General features: G+C 70.7%; 13 protein-coding genes. 8 read left to right on the forward strand and 5 right to left on the reverse strand.

The genetic code is table 11. The features are described 5' to 3' along the window. The first annotated feature begins 34 nt into the window (after positions 1 to 34). From ACH4EW_RS12420 to ACH4EW_RS12450, 7 genes are all read left to right on the forward strand, one after another. Positions 35 to 1,489: an MFS transporter gene (locus ACH4EW_RS12420; protein ID WP_398255096.1), complete on the forward strand. Its 1,455-nt coding sequence runs from the start codon at positions 35 to 37 to the stop codon at positions 1,487 to 1,489. 90 nt (positions 1,490 to 1,579) lie between these two features. Next, on the forward strand, positions 1,580 to 3,151 hold the full coding sequence (locus ACH4EW_RS12425; protein ID WP_398255098.1) for an FGGY family carbohydrate kinase: 1,572 nt from the start codon (positions 1,580 to 1,582) through the stop codon (positions 3,149 to 3,151). Positions 3,152 to 3,224: 73 nt separating this feature from the next. Next, a complete protein-coding gene (locus ACH4EW_RS12430) occupies positions 3,225 to 4,898 on the forward strand; it encodes an FAD-dependent oxidoreductase (RefSeq protein WP_398255100.1) in 1,674 nt (557 codons plus the stop codon). Further along, the gene (locus ACH4EW_RS12435) at positions 4,895 to 6,448 is read left to right on the forward strand and encodes an FAD-binding oxidoreductase (protein ID WP_398255102.1); all 1,554 of its coding nucleotides are present in this window, start codon (positions 4,895 to 4,897) and stop codon (positions 6,446 to 6,448) included. Before ACH4EW_RS12430 ends, ACH4EW_RS12435 begins: the two co-directional genes overlap by 4 nt. A gap of 43 nt (positions 6,449 to 6,491) precedes the next feature. After that, positions 6,492 to 7,151 (forward strand): glycerol-3-phosphate responsive antiterminator, encoded by a 660-nt coding sequence (locus ACH4EW_RS12440; RefSeq protein ID WP_398255104.1) that lies wholly within the window; start codon positions 6,492 to 6,494, stop codon positions 7,149 to 7,151. A gap of 6 nt (positions 7,152 to 7,157) precedes the next feature. Next, positions 7,158 to 7,460: a putative quinol monooxygenase gene (locus tag ACH4EW_RS12445; protein WP_398255106.1), complete on the forward strand. Its 303-nt coding sequence runs from the start codon at positions 7,158 to 7,160 to the stop codon at positions 7,458 to 7,460. Beyond that, a complete protein-coding gene (locus ACH4EW_RS12450; protein ID WP_398255108.1) occupies positions 7,457 to 8,596 on the forward strand; it encodes a zinc-binding dehydrogenase in 1,140 nt (379 codons plus the stop codon). Before ACH4EW_RS12445 ends, ACH4EW_RS12450 begins: the two co-directional genes overlap by 4 nt. Positions 8,597 to 8,685: 89 nt before the next feature. On the opposite strand, the gene ACH4EW_RS12455 is transcribed toward ACH4EW_RS12450, so the two are convergent. Further along, positions 8,686 to 9,111 (reverse strand): nuclear transport factor 2 family protein, encoded by a 426-nt coding sequence (locus tag ACH4EW_RS12455; RefSeq protein WP_398255110.1) that lies wholly within the window; start codon positions 9,109 to 9,111, stop codon positions 8,686 to 8,688. 454 nt (positions 9,112 to 9,565) lie between these two features. Between ACH4EW_RS12455 and ACH4EW_RS12460 the strand changes: the two genes are divergently transcribed. Further along, entirely contained in the window at positions 9,566 to 10,804 is a 1,239-nt protein-coding gene (locus ACH4EW_RS12460; RefSeq protein WP_398255112.1) for an MFS transporter, read from the forward strand. Between the two features lie 256 nt (positions 10,805 to 11,060). Here the strand turns inward: ACH4EW_RS12460 and ACH4EW_RS12465 are convergent, their stop codons facing one another. The 4 genes from ACH4EW_RS12465 to ACH4EW_RS12480 all read right to left on the reverse strand — a co-directional run bounded on the left by ACH4EW_RS12465 (position 11,061) and on the right by ACH4EW_RS12480 (position 16,272). After that, entirely contained in the window at positions 11,061 to 12,170 is a 1,110-nt protein-coding gene (locus ACH4EW_RS12465; protein WP_398255114.1) for an XdhC family protein, read from the reverse strand. A 228-nt stretch (positions 12,171 to 12,398) separates the two neighbouring features. Beyond that, the gene (locus ACH4EW_RS12470; RefSeq protein WP_398255116.1) at positions 12,399 to 14,783 is read right to left on the reverse strand and encodes a xanthine dehydrogenase family protein molybdopterin-binding subunit; all 2,385 of its coding nucleotides are present in this window, start codon (positions 14,781 to 14,783) and stop codon (positions 12,399 to 12,401) included. A gap of 2 nt (positions 14,784 to 14,785) precedes the next feature. Then, positions 14,786 to 15,379: a (2Fe-2S)-binding protein gene (locus ACH4EW_RS12475; RefSeq protein ID WP_398255118.1), complete on the reverse strand. Its 594-nt coding sequence runs from the start codon at positions 15,377 to 15,379 to the stop codon at positions 14,786 to 14,788. 2 nt (positions 15,380 to 15,381) lie between these two features. Then, positions 15,382 to 16,272, reverse strand: a complete 891-nt coding sequence (locus ACH4EW_RS12480; protein ID WP_398255121.1) for an FAD binding domain-containing protein — start codon at positions 16,270 to 16,272, stop codon at positions 15,382 to 15,384. Positions 16,273 to 16,488: the final 216 nt, after the last annotated feature.

Here is a 16,488-nt window from a genome sequence, read left to right on the forward strand (position 1 = left end):
GTGCCGCCGATGGGTCTTCCTCGAAGGCGGATTCATGGCACAACGTCCGAGCGTCAAAGGCGTCGCCGACGTCGTTGCGCTCATCGACGGGCTGGGAAAGATCACCGGCCGAGCGCAAGTCATCTGGTTTCTCGTGTTCGGCGGGCTGTTCCTCGACGCCTATTCGAATGCCGCGCTGAGCGCCGGTCTGGGACCGATGACGTCCCAGATGGAGCTGACCAGCACCCAGGTCTCGATCCTCACGGCCACCGCTCCGGCCCTGGCGATCATCTTCAACCCGGTCGGCGGCTGGCTCGCCACCCGGATCGGCCGTGTCCCCCCGCTGCTCATCGCCAAGGTGTTCGCCATCGCGGGCGCCCTGATCGCCGCCTTCGCCGGTGACTTCACCGTCGTCTGGCTCGGCCGGGTGCTGGTGGGTGTCGCGTACGGCGTCGACTTCGCGGTCGCCATGGCGCTGCTCGCCGAGTACACGCCCGCGAAGCTGGGCGGCCGGCTGAACCTGTGGCAGGCCGTCTGGTACGTCGCCACCACCAGCAACCTCGCCCTCGCCCTGCTCTTCTTCAACCTGGACGTCGGCGCGGACATCTGGCGCTGGTCGGTCGGCTCGGCCGCGGTCGTCGCAGCCGCGCTGCTCGTGGGCCAGTGGCTGATGCTCCGGGAGAGCCCCACCTGGCTGGCCAGCAAGGGCCGCCTGGACGAAGCCGTCGTCAACCTGGACAGGATCTACGGGATCAAGGCCGTCGCCGGCAGGCCCGACGAGGCGACCCGCGCCGCCGCCGAGGCTCCCGCCATCGGATTCCGGCAGGCCGGGCTGCTCTTCAAGGGCGAGTACCTGCCGCGCACGATCCTCTCCTCGGTGATCTCGCTCGGGCAGTCGATGCAGTACTTCGCGGTCGGCTGGTACCTCCCGCTGATCAGCCTGACGATCTTCGGCGAGAGCTTCGAGAAGGCCACCATCGGCTCGATGGTTTTCAACGCCTTCGGTATCGCGGGCGGGCTCCTGTCCGCGTACTTCGGCCGCCGGCTCGGACTGCGGCTCAGCTCCGCCGCCGGATTCGCCGGAGTCTTCGTCGCCCTGCTCGCGATGGGGCTGACCTTCGAGAAGGTACCCACGGCCGTGGCGTTCCTGCTGCCGGTCCTGTTCATCCTCTGCCACTCCGCGGGCCCCGGCGCCAACGGCAAGTCCATCGCCGCGCTCTCGTACAGCAGTGATGTCCGTGCGCTCGGCACCGGCGTCACCGGGATGGTCGGCAGCTTCGGCAGTGTCGCCGGGCTGTACGTCTTCCCGCAGATCAAGGACTCGCTCGGGCTCGCCGACACGTTCCTGGTGATCTCCGTCGTACCGCTGCTCGGCCTGATCACCTGTCTGGCGATCAAGTGGGACCCCACCAAGGCCGCTTCGCCCGACGAGACCGCCGGACAGGACCGTGCCGCCGGTGGCGCACGGGCCGGCTCGACGGAATCCGAGGAGTCCGTGACCGCGCGCTGACCGGCCGCCGGACCTGCCGCATCACACGATGGTCCCCTCCCTTCCGTTTCCCTCCGCACAGCTCGCGATGCTCGCAATGAAAGGGCTGCCATGACGCAGACGTTCCCCGGCGCCGCCCCACGGCGCGGTGTGCTGTCCATCGACGAGGGCACCACGGGCACCAGGGCCGGAGTCGTCCTCGACTCGGGCGCCGCCCACGAGGTGTTCTACCGGTCGATCAGGGTCAGCCATCCGGACGACCTCTCGGTCGAGCAGGACCCGATGGAAATCTGGACCGCCACCGTCGAGGTGGCACGCCGGGCCGTCGGCCGGGCCCGCGAGGAGGGCATCAAGATCACCGCGGTGGCGCTCTCCACCCAGCGGGCCACCGCGATGCTGTGGGACCGGGTCACCGGACGGCCGTTGCTGCCCGCGGTGGTGTGGCAGGACCGGCGTCACGCGACCGAGCTCACCGCGTACGAGGCGGAGTGGGACGCCGCGCTGCTGGCCCGTCAGGGCCGGCCGGTCGGTGCCCGCGCCCCGTTCCTCTGGGCCGCCCGGCAGATCGCCGCGCACCCGGAGGTGGCCGCCGCCCACCGCGAGGGCCGGCTGCTCTTCGGCACCGTCGACACCTGGCTGATCTGGCTCCTCACCGGCGGCGCCGTGCACGCCACCACCCCGACCAACGCCGCATCCACCGGCGGCTATCTGCTGGAGCGGCATGCCTGGGACGAGGAGTGGATCAGCCACCTGGGCTTCCCCCTCGACCTGCTGCCGGAACTCCGCTCCGACGACGCCGGATTCGGTACGACCGACCCGGCCGCCCTCGGCATCGCCGTCCCGCTGGCCGCCTCCATGGGCGACCAGCACGCCGCACTCGTCGCGCTCGGCGGCCTCGCCGCCGGGCAGGGCATGTGCGTGTACGGGACCGGCGCCTTCGTCGACGCGGCGACCGGCACCACACCCGCCCTGCCCCGGCCGGACATCTCCGGGGTGCTCGCCCAGCCCGGCCGGAGGCAGGGCGACATCAGCCACTACAGCCTGGAGGCCTACACCTCCACGGCGGGTTCGGCGCTGCGCTGGCTCTGCGACGACCTGGGCCTGTTCGCATCGCCGAAGGAGCTCGGTGAGGAGGCGGGCCGGGTCCCCACCCGGCCGGGCCGCACCCCGCGTTTCGTCCCGGCACTCGCCGGGGTCCGTACGCCGGTCTGGCACCCGGAGGCCACCGCGTCCCTCACCGGGCTCACCCTCGCCACCACCCGTGCCGATCTCGCGCGCGCCGTGCTGGACGGGATCGCGCACTCGGTGTGCGACCTCATCGACGGGGTCGCCGACACCATGGGCACGCCGTTCACCCGGCTCCGGGTCGGCGGCGGCGTCTCCGGCAGCGACCCGCTCATGCAGATCCAGGCCGACCTGACCGGCCTGCCGCTGGAGCGGGTCTCCGACTCCGCGACCGCCAGCCTGCGCGGCACCGCCTATCTGGCCGGTGTCGCCCAGGGCCTGTGGTCCTCGCTCGAAGAGGTCGTCGAAGCACAGCCGCACGGCCGGATCTTCGAACCCGCGATCACCGCGGCCGAACGCGCCGCGCAGCGGTCCGCCTGGCGCGACGTGCTGATCGCCCACCTGAACGACCCCGCGCTGCTCCCCCTGAAGAACCCCGGACCTCACACCCCCCGCTGACGGCACCCGACCGTCGCACCGGCGGCCCGTACCCGACCACTGCCGCCGCACCGACACACCAGGAGTTGATGTTGTGATCACCATGCCCGCCCGGAAACCGCGGCGCAGCGCCGCGGCGACCCGCCGAACGCCCCTGCTGCTCGACCGGGCAGCCCTCAAGCGCCGGCTGGCCGACGACACGTACGACGTGCTCGTCATCGGCGGCGGTATCACCGGGGCGTACGCCGTGCTCGACGCCGCCTCGCGCGGGCTGCGCGCGGCACTCGTCGAGAAGGACGACTTCGCATCCGGTACGTCGTCGAAGTCCTCGAAGATGGTGCACGGCGGCCTGCGCTACATCGAGCAGGGCAACGTCAACCTGGTCCGCCACTCGCTCCTGGAACGTCACCGCTTCCGCAAGAACGCCCCGCATCTGGTGCACAGGCTGCCGTTCCTCTTCCCGATCCTGGAGAAGGAGGGCATCTTCGACGCCCGCCTCGCCAAGGGCTTCGAGGGTCTGCTGTGGACGTACGACCTGGTCGGCGGCTGGCGGATCGGCAAGCTCCACCAGCGGCTCACCGTCCCCGAGGTACTCGCCCAGGCGCCGACGCTGCGCGCCGAGAACCTCAAGGGCGGGCTGATGTACTTCGACGCCCGTACCGATGACGCCCGCCTCGTCCTCACGATCGTCCGCACCGCCGCCGCGCTCGGCGCGACGGTCCTCAACGGTGCCAGGGCCGAGGGTCTGCTGATGCAGATGGGGAAGGTGTCCGGCGCCCGGGTCTCGGCGGACGGCGACATCATCGACATCCGCTCGCGGGCCGTCGTCAACGCCACCGGGGTGTGGACCGACGAGCTCGACGCGAAGGCGGACGACGGTCACAAGCCGCAGGTACGGCCCGCCAAGGGCGTCCACATCGTGGTGCCGTGGGACAAGGTGCGGATCAACTGCACCGTCACCGTGCCGATCCCCGGCCGGGCCCGCCGCGCGACCTGCACCCGCTGGGGCAACAGTGTCGTGCTCGGCACCACGGACGAGGACTACCAGGGCTCCCCGGACGATGTGCACTGCACCCGTGAGGAGATGGACTTCCTGCTGGAGGGCGCCAACACCGCCTTCGAGGGGAAGCTCACCCCGGACGACGTGGTCGGCTCCATCGGCGGCCTGCGTCCGCTGGTCGGCGGCAAGGAGGGCGCGACCCTCGACATGCGCCGCGACCACCACATCACCGTCGGCCGCACCGGCATGGTGACGGTGACCGGCGGCAAGCTCACCACCAGCCGGCACATGGGTGAGCTCGTCATCGACAAGGTGATGACGGTCCTCGGCCGCAAGGGGAAGAGCCGTACCACCGATCTCCCGCTGCTCGGCGGCGCCGGTTACGACGCCGAGGCCGTCGCCGCGTCCGGCGGCATCGCCGCGCACCTGGGCGAGCGCTTCGGCACCGAGGCCCGCTTCGTCGGCGACCTGATCCAGGGCGACCCGGCGCTGGCCGAACCGATCGTCGCGGGACTCCCGTACACCAAGGCGGAGGTCGTTTACGCGGCCCGCGCCGAACTGGCCCGCTCGGTCGACGACGTGCTCTCCCGCCGGACGCGCGCCCGCCTGTTCGCCCGGGACGCCTCCGTCGACGCCGCCGAGGCCGTCGGCGCGATCCTCGGCCAGGAACTGAACCTCTCCCAGGCCGAGGTGGAACGTTCGGTCTCCGAATACCTCGCAGCCGTCCGCCACGAAAAGTCCGTACTCCTCGAAGGGGCAGCAGCATGATCAGCCGTCAGACCATCACCCACCCGTTCAACCGGGGCAACTACACGATCGGCGCCCCCAGCTTCGCCAAGTGGGCGCAGAACACCCCGATCGGGGACGGCGAGGCCGCCCTCCAGACCGACCCGGTGGAGGTCCCCGAGACCGTGGTCGAGGCACTGCGCGAGTCCGCGCACGCGGTGCACACCTCCCGCGACGAGGTCGTCACCCGGACCCGTGACTGGTGGGCCGGCTCGATGATCGGTGAGACCGAGGGCCGTCCGGCGACGCCGAACGCCGTGATCGTCGAGGCGGCCGACGCCGACCAGGTCGCGGCCGTGCTGCGGATCTGCCACGAGGCCGGCATCCCGGTCACCCCGTCCGCGGGCCGCTCGAACGTCACGGGCGCGGCGCTCCCCGTCTTCGGCGGCGTCGTCCTGGATGTCTGCGGACTGAACCGGATCACCGGCTTCGACGCCGAGTCGAACATCGTGGACGTCCAGGCCGGCATGTTCGGCGACCTCTTCGAGAAGCAGCTCCAGGAGGAGTACGGCGTCACCACCGGCCACTGGCCGTCCGCGTTCGCCGTCTCCACGGTCGGCGGCTGGATCGCCTGCCGCGGCGCCGGTCAGCTCTCGACCCGTTACGGCAAGATCGAGGACATGGTCGTCGGCGTGGAGGTCGTGCACGCGGACGGTACGCGAGCCACGTACGGCGACTACGCCCGCGCCGCGGTCGGCCCCGACCTGCGCCAGCTGTTCGTCGGCTCCGAGGGCACCCTCGGAGTCATCGTCTCGGCGCGTCTGCGGGTCCACCCGCTGCCGGAGTACGCGAACGCCGCCGCGTTCGGCTTCAAGACCTTCGCGGAGGGTCTGGACGCCTGCCGCCGGATCATGCAGCGCGGTGCGACCCCGGCCGTCCTGCGGCTGTACGACACCCTGGAGTCGGGCACCCACTTCGGTCATCCGGAGACCAACCTCCTGCTCATCGCCGACGAGGGCGACCCGGCCATCGTCGACGCCTCGATCAAGGTGGCGAAGGAGGTCTGCGAGACGTACGGCCCCGAGCTGGACAGCCAGGCGGTCTTCGAACGCTGGCTGGACGAGCGGATGCTGGTCGGCAAGTCCGCCGACGGCTTCAAGCCCGGTCCGGGTTTCGTCGCCGACACCCTGGAGATGGCCGCGTCCTGGACCGACCTCCCGGTCATCTACGACGAGGTGGTCGCCGCCATCCAGTCGGTGGACGGCACCCTGGTAGCCTCGGCCCACCAGTCCCACGCGTACACCGACGGCGCCTGCGTCTACTTCTCGCTGCGCGGCGATGTGGCGCCCGATTCACGCCGCGACTGGTACCGCGCGGTGTGGGACGCGGCCAACGCCGTACTCATCAAGCACGCGGCGGCGCTCAGCCACCACCACGGCTGCGGTCTGCTGCGCGGCCCCTACCTGGAGGAATCCCTCGGGGCGGGCTTCGCGACGTTCGTCGCGGTGAAGAAAGCCCTGGACCCGGCCGGCATTCTCAACCCTGGCAAACTGGGCCTTCCCAGCCGATTCGGTACGTCCCCGCTGAACTGATGTCAGCGGCCACGAACCCTCCTTCTCCAGGCAGGCCCTCGCCATGACCCCTTCCCCCTCCCGGTCCGGTGCCGCACTCGACCCCCGGCTCGCCTCGGCCTTCGCCGAGGTGCCGGTCGTCGCGTCGGTCGTCGGCACCCAGCCGCTGCGGCAGTTCCTGACCGCACCGGCGAAGGTGTGCATCCTCGCGTCGCTCGCGGTGGGGCAGCTGCCCCAGGTCGTGCCGGCGCTGGGCCGGGCGGGGAAGACCGTGTTCGTGAACGTGGACAGCAGCCCCGGTCTGGCTCAGGACCGGGGCGCGCTGGAGTTCATCAAGAACATGGGCGCGCACGGCGTGGTCAGCACCCGGCTCTCCCTCATAGAGAAGGGCCGCCCGCTCGGCCTGCTGACGATGATGAAGGTGTTCGTCACCGACCGGTCCAATCTGCGCCGCTCCACGGACGCCATCTCACGCGGGGCGCCGGACCTGGTCGAGATCATGCCCGCCCCGATCGTGGCCCGGATGAGCGCGCAGGCACAGCGCGCGATGTCCCCGTCGGTCGCGGCCGGCTTCGTGGAAACCGCCGCGGACGTGGCGCTCGCGCTGGCCCTCGGGTCGGCCGCGGCCGCCACGTCCGATCCCCGCCTCTGGCATCTGCGCCGGGACCAGTTGCCGCCGGTCCCGCCCGCCGCGTCGAAGAGGCCCTCCGCACCCCAGGAGTAGTCCCCCATGACATATGTGGTCGTAGCCCGCTACCGCACCAAGGCCGGCGAGGAAAACACCGTTCTTCCTCTGCTCGACACGATGGCCGCCGCCTCCCGCCAGGAGCCGGGCAATCTCGCCTACCGGGTCCACCAGGGCACCGAGGACCCGCGGGCCATAGTGCTGTACGAGGAGTACGTCTCCGAGGCCGACTTCACCGCGCACTGTGAGACGGCACATTTCCAGGAGATCGTGCTCGGCAGGATCGTCCCGCTGCTGGAGAGCCGCGACGTGCTGCGCTGCGCCCCGCGTCCGGAGGTCCGGGCATGAGGACCCGTGCGGTGGTGCTGCGCGGGACATCGACGGCCCGCCCCTATTCCGATACCCGCCCGGTCGAGGTGGAGGAGCTGGAGCTGGGCGCCCCGCGCGAGGGCGAGGTGCTGGTCCGTATCGCGGCCGCCTCGCTCTGCCACTCGGACCTCTCGGTGGTCAACGGCGACCGGGTCCGTCCGCTGCCGATGGCGCTCGGACACGAGGCGGTGGGTGTCGTCCAGGACACCGGACCGGGTGTCAGCCGTGTCTCCCCCGGCGACCATGTGGCGCTGGTCTTCGTGCCCAGCTGCGGGTTCTGCGGGGACTGCGCGGCCGGCCGCCCGGCCCTGTGCGCACAGGCAGCGGCGGCGAACGGCTCGGGTGCGCTGCTGCACGGCCCGTCGCTGCTGACCGACGCCTCCGGCAATCAGGTCCACCACCAGCTGGGCGTCTCGGCTTTCTCCGAACACGCGGTGCTGGCCCAGGAGTCGGTGGTCCCGATACCCAAGGACATCCCGTTCACCGTGGCGTCGATGTTCGGCTGCGCGGTCCTGACGGGCGCGGGCGCCGTCATCAATACGGCGGCCCTGCGCCCCGGCCAGTCGACGGTGGTCTACGGCCTGGGCGGCGTGGGCCTCTCCGCGGTCCTGGGTGCCCGTGCCGCGGGGGCGTACCCGATCATCGCGGTCGACCCGGTCCAGGAGAAACGCGACCTGGCCGTCCGACTGGGCGCGACGCATGTGTACGCCCCCGGCGACGCGATCGATGCGGTGCGCGAACTCACTTCCGGTGGCGCAGAGTTGGCGGTGGAGGCGGTGGGCAGCCCCAAGGTCATGGCCGAGTGCCTCACCGCCGTGGCCCGGGGCGGCAAGGTCGTGTCGGTGGGCCTTCCCGCCCCCGACCGGATGCTGGAGGTCCCGGCCCTGGCGTTCGCGGGCGAGGGCAAGTCCCTGCTGGGCTCGTACATGGGTGACGCGGTCCCGCGCCGCGACATCCCGAGGTTCCTGGACCTGTGGCGGGCGGGCCTGATGCCGGTGGAGCAGATGCACACGGGCACGCTGCCGCTGACCGGCATCAACACGGCGCTGGAGGAACTGGCTTCGGGACGGGCGATCCGCCAGGTCATCGACACGTCAGGGATGCTGAACACCTGACGTGTCGCCCGGAATCCGTTGACGGCGCTCCTGCCGGTCGCAGGGGCGCCGTCAGCGTCCGCCTGCGGCACCCGCGTACATGCGACATGTCATTCGGGCCGCTTGTCCGCGTCATTCGTGCCGGAAGGCCTGCGTCGGGCGGCGACCTTGCGACGGTTGATGCGCCACCCCTTCTCACCACGTACGATCACGTCCTCGTACGTCACACTTCCGCTCGTACCGTCCGCCTTGATTCCGATCCCCTTGGACCGGGCGCGCACCTGATCGTCACCGACCTCGGTGAGGATGACATTGGTGACGAGATGACTGACCGGGCCGTGTTCCCCCATCGTCCTGGCCGTGTCCCGGAATGCCTCCAGTCCGTTCATCGTTCCGTGGCCCAGGTCCGAGGCGTCGTAGACGACATCGGCGGTGAACAGCTCGTCCAGGCGGTCGAGTTCGCCTTCGTCGATCAGATGCCCGTGCAGGGAGATGAGTTCCGTGATGGCCATGCGGTCCTCGGCGCCAAGTGTCATTGCCAGTCCTTTCATGAGTTCTCCGAGCGGCCCGGGGCGCGGCCCGCCCCAGAGGCTGCAGCGTCCGCCCCTCGGTGCACACTGCAGACGCTCGATACGCGGTGAATGCGCAAGTCGGGGGTTCGTTGCAAGATGTTCAGGAACGAGAGTTCCGCCTCGTAGCCCGCCACCGTCAGCTGTTGTCCTTCACTGTGGAAGCCATACTCCGCGCAGCGTGCGCGCCTGCAACGGCAGACACACTGTGCGCTCTGCACTGAGCTGTCGTTCACCCACATGGGGCCTGCCCGATTCCCGGCTTCGGACCGGTCCTGCTCCTGATAAGTTGACCGGCATGTTCCTCTCCCGTGTGTAGGACCCCGTACTGACCGCACCCCGTCCCACCGGGTGCGGCGCTTCGGTGTCCCCGCATGCCCGCAGCGCCCTGTGCCGCGCTGCCCTCACGAGGAACGTCCTCATGCTTTCGCCTTCACCCGCGCCTTCGCGCGCTCCTTCGTATGCCACCGTCCTGCGCACCCGTCACGCCACCCGCACCTTCGGTGCCGCTCTGTTGGGGCGGCTCTCGTACGGGATGGTCTCCCTCTCCCTGATGCTGGCGGTGAAGGATGCCACCGGCTCGTACTCCGTCGCGGGCACCGTCATGGCCCTGTTCGGGGCGGCCAGCGTCTTCCTCTCCCCCGTCCGTGCCGCGCTGATCGACCGGTACGGGCCGTGCCGGGCCCTGCCACCGATGGCCGGTGTCTACGCCGCACTGCTCGCCGCCCTGGCGTACGTCACCTGGCGGCCGGGGGCTTCCTCACTCCTGCTGGGGGTGCTTGCCGTGACGGCAGGCGCCTGCTGCCCGCCGCTGGGACCGGTGATGCGGACCCTGTGGAGCAGTCTCGTTCCCGACCGTGAGTTGTTGCAGCGCGCGTACAGCCTGGACGGTGTCGCCGAGGAACTGCTTTTCGTCAGCGGGCCGTTGCTCGTGGGCCTGGTGATGAGGTCTGCCGTCCCCGCGGCGGGCGTCGCGATCAGTGCCGCGCTCGTGCTGGTGGGCACGCTGGCACTGGTGTCCTCACCCGCGGTGCGCGGAGTCGGTGCGAAACCGTCGGCGGAGAAGGACGCCGCGTCACAGAACATGCCGCGCAGGCAGCGGCTGCTCGGCATCGTCGGGTTGCGGCACGCCGCGATCGTGGCAACGGCCGTGGGGCTGTGTCTGGGGGGCGTGGATCTGCTGGTGGTGGCGTTCACCGAGCAGCACCACCAGGGTGCGGCGGTGGTGTGGGTGCTGGCCGCCCTCTCCGCCGGAAGCGCGGTCGGGGGGCTGGTCAACGGTGCCGTCTCATGGCGTGCGTCGAACCGGGTACGTCTGCCTGTACCGGCCGCCGGTCTCGGTGTGGCGATGGTCGTGGCCGGCATGTCGCCGAATGTGTACGTGCTGGTCGCGGTGGTCACGGCCGCCGGGGTCTTCGTCGCTCCGGCCTTGACCACCGCGTATCTCGTCGCGGACGAGTCCGTGGAGGCGGACAGCCGCACACAGGCGGGCGCATGGGTCAACACGGGTGTCAATGCCGGGTCCTCGGTGGGCGCCGCGGCAGTGGGTCTGCTGGTGGACCGCCTGCCGACGGCTGTCTGCTTCGCGGTCGCGGCGGTCCCTGCGCTGCTGTGTGCGGCCGCGGTCGCACGCGGCGCGATCAGCCGTTCTCGGCCATGATGGAACCATTGCTGGTGGCCGGATCGGTCCGGACGGGACTTTCGAAACACGCCTTAGTGCCGCGACCGGCAAGGTTTGCCCGTCAAGGAGCGGCGGCAGGTGCGTGTGATCGCAAGGCGGCCAAAAGCCCTTGTAGCGGAGCTACCTGGGCTTTTGGCCAACGCCGCGAGCAATGGGGTCTCCCCTGCTCGAACGAAGCTGAGAGCTTGGGGAAGTGCCGGGCGTCGCGACGGGGCATACCTTGCCGGTCGCGGCACTAGCGGTGGATCGGGGTGTGTGCGCCCTTGAGCGGTACGCCGCTGCCGCCGCGCCGGTCGGCGACGATTTCGGCGGCGATCGACAGCGCGGTCTCCTCAGGGGTACGGGCGCCGAGGTCGAGGCCGATCGGCGAGTGCAGCCTGGCCAGTTCCTGTTCCGTGACGCCCACGTCACGCAGCCGGTCGTTGCGCTCCAGGTGGGTACGGCGCGAGCCCATCGCTCCGACGTACGCCACCGGAAGCCTCAACGCCAGTTCCAGCAGCGGGACGTCGAACTTGGCGTCGTGGGTGAGGACGCACAGGACGGTGCGCGCGTCGACGTCGGTCGTCGCGAGATAGCGGTGCGGCCAGTCGACGACCAGCTCATCGGCCTCCGGGAAGCGGGCCCTTGTGGCGAAGACGGGGCGGGCGTCGCACAATGTGACGTGGTATCCGAGGAACTTCCCCGCCCGGACCAGCGCCGAGGCGAAGTCGATGGTTCCGAAGACGATCATCCGGGGCGGCGGGACGCTCGATTCGACCAGCAGGGTGAGCGGTTGCCGACAGCGCGCGCCATCGGCGCCGATGGTGACGGAGCCGGTACGGCCCGCGTCCAGCATCGCGCGGGCGTCGGCCGCAGCGGTGCGGTCCAGCTCCGGGTGTCCGCCGAGCCCGCCCTCGTACGAGCCGTCGGGGTGGACGAGCAGCGGGTGGCCGAGGAATTCCGCGGGCCCGTCGGTGATCCTGGCGACCGCAACCGTCTCCCCTCGTGCGGCGGCGGCGAGCGCGGCGGCGAACACCGCCCGCGCGGGGTGGTCCGCACGGACCGGTGTCACCAGGATGTCGATCACGCCGCCGCAGGTCAGCCCCACCGCGAAGGCGTCCTCGTCGCTGTAGCCGAACTGTTCGCGCACGGTGATGCCGTCGTCCAGCGCCTGCCCGCACAGTTCGTACACCGCGGCCTCCACACACCCGCCGGAGACCGATCCGATCGCCGTGCCTTCGCGGTCGACGGCCAGGGCGGCTCCCGGCTGCCGGGGCGCGCTGCCGCCGACCGCCACGACGGTGGCCACCGCGAAGTCGCGTCCCTGCTCGACCCACCGGTTGAGCTCTTCGGCGATGTCCAGCATTGGCGTTTCTCCTTCTACGGGTGCGCGGAGGGGGCGGAGGGGCGGAAAAGCCTTGTGCGGGCCGGTCCCGCTCGGCGCCGGTCCAGTTCGGCGCCGGTCCAGTTCGGCGCCGGTCCAGCTCTCGATCGGGCTGAGCGCGAAGTACACGACGAACACACCGGCCGGCACCCACGGCCACGGCCACCGTCAGGAAGACCGGCACCGTGGCGCCTCCCCCCGCTTGCCGTCTCAGGTGCCGGTGATGTGCTCGGGGCGTACCGGCGTCCTGTTGAGCTCCAGGCCCGTCGCGTTCCGGATCGCCGCGAGGACGGCCGGGGTCGACGACAGGGTGGGGGCCTCGCCGATGCCACGGAGCCCGTACGGGGCGTGGTCGTCGGCGAGTTCGAGCAGATCGACCGGGATCGCCGGGGTGTCGAGGATGGTGGGGATCAGATAGTCCGTGAAGGACGGGTTGCGCACCTTCGCGGTCTTTGGGTCGACGATGATCTCCTCCATGACGGCGATGCCCAGGCCCTGGGTGGTACCGCCGTGGATCTGCCCTTCGACGGACAGCGGGTTGAGTGCCTTGCCGACGTCTTGCGCGCAGGCCAGTTCGATGACCTTGACCAGGCCGAGTTCGGTGTCGACCTCGACGACCGCGCGGTGGGCGGCGAAGGAGTACTGGACATGGCCGTTGCCTTGTCCGGTACGGAGGTCGAACGCCTCGGTGGGACGGTGGCGCCACTCCAGCTCCATGTCGACCGCCTCGTCCTCCAGCACGTCGACCAGATCGGCCAGCACTTCGCCGCCGTCGGTGACGACCTTGCCATCTTCGAGAAGCAGCTCGGCGGTGGCCCAGGCGGGGTGGTACGCACCGAACTTGCGGCGGCCGATCTCCAGGACGCGTTCGCGGACGGCCTCGCAGGAGTGTTTCACGGCTCCACCGGTGACATATGTCTGCCGGGAGGCGGAGGTGGAGCCGGCCGAGCCGACCCGGGTGTCGGCCGGGCGGATGGTGACCTGGGCGACGCCGAGTTCGGTACGGGCGATCTGGGCGTGGACGGTGACTCCGCCCTGCCCGACCTCGGCCATCGCGGTGTGCACGGTCGCGACGGGTTCGCCGCCGATGACCTCCATGCGCACCCGGGCGGTGGAGTAGTCGTCGAAGCCCTCGGAGAAGCCGACGTTCTTGATGCCGACCGCGTAGCCGATGCCGCGTACGACGCCTTCGCCGTGGGTGGTGTTGGACAGTCCACCGGGCAGGGCCCGTACATCGGCCTGCTCGCCTGCCACCTCCCACTGACGCTCGGGCGGCAGCGGCCTGGCCTTGACCCGGCGCAGCAGCTCGGCGACCGGGGCGGGCGAGTCGACGACCTGCCCGGTCGGCAGGAGGCTGCCCTGTTCCATGGCATTGAGCTGCCTGAACTCGACCGGGTCCATGGAGAGTTCGGCGGCGAGCTTGTCCATCTGGGCCTCGTAGGCGAAGCATGCCTGGACCGCTCCGAAGCCGCGCATGGCGCCGCACGGCGGGTTGTTGGTGTAGAGCGCGATGGCCTCGATGTCGACGTCGTCGACGACGTAAGGGCCGACGCTGAGCGAGGAGGCGTTGCCGACGACGGCCGGAGAAGCGGAGGCGTAGGCTCCGCCGTCCAGTACGATGCGGCATTTCATATGGGTCAGCTTGCCGTCACGGGTGGCGCCGTGCTCGTACCAGAGCTTGGCGGGGTGGCGGTGGACATGTCCGAAGAACGACTCGAACCGGTTGTAGACGATCTTGACCGGCTTGCCGGTGCGCAGGGCGAGCAGGCAGGCGTGGATCTGCATCGACAGGTCCTCGCGGCCACCGAAGGCACCGCCGACCCCGGAGAGCGTCATGCGGACCTTGCCCTCGGGCAGGCCGAGGACGGGGGCGATCTGGCGCAGGTCGGAGTGGAGCCACTGGGTGGCGACGTACAGGTCGACGCCGCCGTCCTCGGCGGGCACGGCCAGCCCGGACTCGGGGCCGAGGAAGGCCTGGTCCTGCATGCCGAATACGTACTCACCGCTCACGATGACATCGGCGCGGGCCGCCGCCGCGTCCGCGTCGCCGCGGACGATGGGCTGGCGGTGGACGATGTTGGGATGCGGTACATGCCCCGCGTGGCGGTCGTTGCGACCCTCGTGGACGAGAGGGGCGTCGGGGGCGGTGGCGGAGGCCTCGTCGGTGACGACGGGCAGCTCGCGGTAGTCGACCCTGATCTTCGCGGCGGCGCGGCGGGCCGTCTCCGGGTGGTCGGCGGCGACCAGCGCCACGGGTTCGCCGTGGTGACGGACCTTGCCGTGGGCGAGGACCGGGGTGTCCTGGATCTCGAGCCCGTAGTTCTTCACCGGGGCCGGCAGGTCGTCGTAGGTGAGTACGGCGTAGACGCCGGACGTGGCGAGGGCTTCCGAGATGTCGATCGAGACGATCTCGGCGTGGGCGACCGTGGAGCGCAGCGTGTGGCCCCAGAGCATGTCCTCGTGCCACATGTCGGAGGAGTACGCGAACTCGCCGGTGACCTTCAGGATGCCGTCGGGGCGCAGCGTGGACTCGCCGATGCCGCCCTTGGTGCGGGTGCCCTGGTTGATGCTGGTGGGGTTGCCGGTAACGCCCATCGTCAGACCGTTTCTTCCGCGCGGGCGGCCGCGAGGCGGACCGCGTCGAGGATCTTCTCGTAGCCGGTGCAGCGACAGAGGTTGCCGGAGAGCGCCTCGCGGATGTCCGCGTCGGACGGTTCCGGGTTGCGTTCGAGCAGCTCGTCGGCGGCGACCAGCAGGCCGGGGGTGCAGAAGCCGCACTGCACGGCTCCGGCGTCGATGAACGCCTGCTGGATCGGGGAGAGTTCACCGGTGTCCCGCATCTCCTCGCCGGCCGGCTCGGCCTCCCGCTGCCGGGCCTTGTCGAGTGCGGTGCCACAGGCGCCGGAGGCACAGGCACCGCCGGGGTGTGCCCGGGAGCGGTGGGCGGCGAAGTCCGCGAGGCCCTCCACGGTGACGACCTCGCGGCCCTCCACCTGGCCTGCGGCAACCAGACAGGAGCAGACCAGGACACCGTCCAGACGGACCGTGCAGGAACCGCACTCGCCCTGCTCGCAGGCGTTCTTCGAGCCGGGCAGGCCCATCCGCTCCCGCAGCACGTAGAGGAGGGACTCGCCCTCCCAGACGTCGTCCGCCTCGTGCCTGCGGCCGTTGACCGTGAAAGTGACGCGCATGATCAGGCAGCTCCTTCGGTGCTGCGGCCGTTGCCGCGGTACGAATCCCAGGTCCAGCCGAGGGTGCGGCGGGCCATGATCCCGACTGCGTGCCTGCGATAGCTCGCGGTGCCGCGGACATCGTCGATCGGGTTGCAGGCCCCGGCGGCGAGGTCGGCGAACCGCTCGGCGATGGATGGGGTGATGATCATGCGGCTGTCCCAGAATCCACCCTCTTCGAGCGCGGCGTTCAGGAATTCCTCGGCCTCTTTCGCCCGAACGGGCGTGGGGGCGGCGGAGCCGATGCCGGTGCGGACCGTACGGGTCTCGGGGTGCAGGGCCAGGCCGAAGGCGCAGACCGCGATGACCATCGCGTTGCGGGTGCCGACCTTGGAGTACTGCTGCGGCCCGTCGGCCTTCTTGATGTGCACGGCCCGGATCAGCTCGTCCGGGGCGAGGGCGTTGCGCTTGACACCGGTGTAGAAGGCGTCGATCGGGATCATCCTGGTGCCGCGTACGGATTCGGCCTCGACCTCGGCGCCCGCGGCGAGCAGCGCCGGGTGGGCGTCTCCGGCGGGCGACGCGGTGCCCAGGTTGCCGCCGACGCCGCCGCGGTTGCGGATCTGCGGCGAGGCGACGGTGTGCGAGGCGAGCGCCAGTCCGGGCAGTTCGGCGCGCAGATGCTCCATGATGTGGCTGTACGGAACGGAGGCACCGAGCCGTACGTTCTCCCGGCCCACCTCCCATTCGGACAGCTCTCCGATGCGGTTCAGGTCCAGGAGGTACTCAGGCCGCCGGTGGCCGAAGTTGATCTCGACCATCACATCGGTGCCACCCGCGATGGGCACGGCCGTCGGGTGCTCGGCCTTGGCGGCGAGCGCCTCCTCCCAGCCGGCGGGGCGAAGGAAGTCCATGAGTGGCTCTCTTCTTCTCGGATCGGGTCTTTCGGTGGGGCCAGGGCCTCTCGTCGGTCCGCCGTCGTCGTCCGCAGGACGGCCGCGCGGCGTCCGTGCGTGCGCCCGTCAGGCGCCGGAGAATCCTCGCCCCAGAGCTACCAGGGCGTTTCGGCAACGCTGCGAGCGTGCGTGTCAGGCGTCGCACCGCAGACGGCGGACTGACGACAGGCCCTG

Origin of the sequence: Streptomyces sp. NPDC018000 (assembly GCF_044328025.1) — a bacterium.
Classification (GTDB): domain Bacteria; phylum Actinomycetota; class Actinomycetes; order Streptomycetales; family Streptomycetaceae; genus Streptomyces.

What these genes read in the sequence shown, in the direction of transcription:
- ACH4EW_RS12470 (WP_398255116.1), bottom strand. Translation starts at nt 14,783, where the DNA reads ATGGGCGTTACCGGCAACCCCACCAGCATCAACCAGGGCACCCGCACC.
- ACH4EW_RS12480 (WP_398255121.1), bottom strand. Translation starts at nt 16,272, where the DNA reads ATGGACTTCCTTCGCCCCGCCGGCTGGGAGGAGGCGCTCGCCGCCAAG.
- ACH4EW_RS12465 (WP_398255114.1), bottom strand. Translation starts at nt 12,170, where the DNA reads ATGCTGGACATCGCCGAAGAGCTCAACCGGTGGGTCGAGCAGGGACGC.
- ACH4EW_RS12420 (WP_398255096.1), top strand. Translation starts at nt 35, where the DNA reads ATGGCACAACGTCCGAGCGTCAAAGGCGTCGCCGACGTCGTTGCGCTC.
- ACH4EW_RS12440 (WP_398255104.1), top strand. Translation starts at nt 6,492, where the DNA reads ATGACCCCTTCCCCCTCCCGGTCCGGTGCCGCACTCGACCCCCGGCTC.
- ACH4EW_RS12460 (WP_398255112.1), top strand. Translation starts at nt 9,566, where the DNA reads ATGCTTTCGCCTTCACCCGCGCCTTCGCGCGCTCCTTCGTATGCCACC.
- ACH4EW_RS12475 (WP_398255118.1), bottom strand. Translation starts at nt 15,379, where the DNA reads ATGCGCGTCACTTTCACGGTCAACGGCCGCAGGCACGAGGCGGACGAC.
- ACH4EW_RS12435 (WP_398255102.1), top strand. Translation starts at nt 4,895, where the DNA reads ATGATCAGCCGTCAGACCATCACCCACCCGTTCAACCGGGGCAACTAC.
- ACH4EW_RS12455 (WP_398255110.1), bottom strand. Translation starts at nt 9,111, where the DNA reads ATGACACTTGGCGCCGAGGACCGCATGGCCATCACGGAACTCATCTCC.
- ACH4EW_RS12450 (WP_398255108.1), top strand. Translation starts at nt 7,457, where the DNA reads ATGAGGACCCGTGCGGTGGTGCTGCGCGGGACATCGACGGCCCGCCCC.
- ACH4EW_RS12445 (WP_398255106.1), top strand. Translation starts at nt 7,158, where the DNA reads ATGACATATGTGGTCGTAGCCCGCTACCGCACCAAGGCCGGCGAGGAA.
- ACH4EW_RS12425 (WP_398255098.1), top strand. Translation starts at nt 1,580, where the DNA reads ATGACGCAGACGTTCCCCGGCGCCGCCCCACGGCGCGGTGTGCTGTCC.